Origin of the sequence: Streptomyces sp. SID1328 (genome assembly GCF_009865595.1) — a bacterium.
GTDB classification, from domain to species: Bacteria; Actinomycetota; Actinomycetes; order Streptomycetales; family Streptomycetaceae; genus Streptomyces; species Streptomyces griseoluteus.
In genome coordinates this window covers 1-1,448 of sequence record NZ_WWKH01000696.1, presented here as the reverse complement: position 1 = coordinate 1,448, position 1,448 = coordinate 1, and the positions used below count along the sequence as shown (strand labels likewise).

Annotated in this window: 1 protein-coding gene; it reads right to left on the bottom strand. The window is 75.6% G+C overall.

Going from position 1 to position 1,448, the window contains the following annotated elements:
- The coding region (locus tag GT030_RS22025) for a CoA-binding protein (protein WP_202460408.1) at nt 1–1,448 on the bottom strand (1,448 nt) is incomplete at both ends.

The window sequence follows — 1,448 nt, the reverse complement described above, 5'->3', positions numbered from 1 at the left end:
GGGATCAGCCGGGGGCCGTCCTCCCCGGCGGCGCCGTCCGGCACCGGTACGGGCGGCAGCACGGGCGCGCCCGCCTTCGGGGCGGTGCTGGTGGCGGCGGACAGCGCCTCGGCCAGCCCGCCCAGCTCGACGTGCACGACCAGCACCGGCTTGCCCGGCACCGCGGCGGCCGCCGAGCGCAGCGCCTCCGCCAGCTCGGCGTCGTCCGGCGAGCCCTCCCCGATGGCGGGGATGGCGGTGACCACGACGGCGTCGCAGGTGTCGTCCGCGAGGGCGTGGGCCAGCGCCCGGTGGAAGTCGGCGGCGGTGGCGCCGGTGGTCAGGTCCAGGGGGCGGGACGGCCGCAGCCCCTCCGCGAGACAGCGGTCGTAGGTGAGGATGCCGAGGGACTCGGAGTTGCCGAGGATGGTGACGCGCGGCCCGCCGGGCAGCGGCTGGCGGGCCAGCAGCAGCCCCGCGTCGACCAGTTCGGTGATGGTGTCGACCCGGATCACCCCGGCCTGCCGCAGCAGCGCGGACACGGTGGCGTGCGGGAGCCGGGTGGCCCGTACGGCGTGCCCCTGCGGGGCGGAGCCCGCGCCCTGCACCACGACGAGCGGCTTGGCGGCGGCGGTACGCCGGGCGAGCCGGGTGAACTTGCGGGGGTTGCCGATGGACTCCAGGTACATGAGGACGACATCGGTGTCGGGGTCGTCGAACCAGTACTGGAGGAGGTCGTTGCCGGAGACGTCGGCGCGGTTGCCCGAGGAGACGAAGGTGGAGACGCCCGTGACCCCGGTGACCCCTCCCCCGCGCCGGTGCAGCCGGGAGAGGAGGGCTATGCCGATGGCGCCGGACTGGGCGAACATCCCGATCCGGCCCGGCCGGGGCATCTCGGGCGCGAGGGAGGCGTTGAGCCGTACCTCCTCGGCGGTGTTGATGACGCCGAAGGCGTTGGGGCCGATGATCCGCATGCCGTAGGCCCGCGCCTGCCGGACCAGCGCCCGCTGCCGCTCCCGCCCCTCGGGCCCGCTCTCGGCATACCCGGCGGACAGCACGACGAGCCCCTGCACCCCGTGTTCACCGCACTCGGCGACCACCTCGGGCACCACGTCGGCCGGTACGGCGACCACGGCCACGTCCACCGGGCCCTCGATCTCCCGGACCGAGCGGTGGGCGGGCACCCCGTCGACCTCGTCACAGCCGTCCGGGAAGGCGTTGTTGACCGCGTACAGCGGGCCCGCGTACCCCGCGTCCCGGATGTTGCCGAGCACGCTGCGTCCGACCCCGCCGGGCGCGCGGCCGACACCGATGACGGCCACGGAGCCGGGGGCCAGCAGCCGCCGCACCGAGTGGGCTTCGGCGCGCTGCTCCCGCGCGAGCTGCACGGCCATCGAGCGGTCGGTGGGTTCGAGCCCGAACTCCAGCCGGACCACCCCGTCCTCGAAGCTGCGCTTCTGGGTGTACCC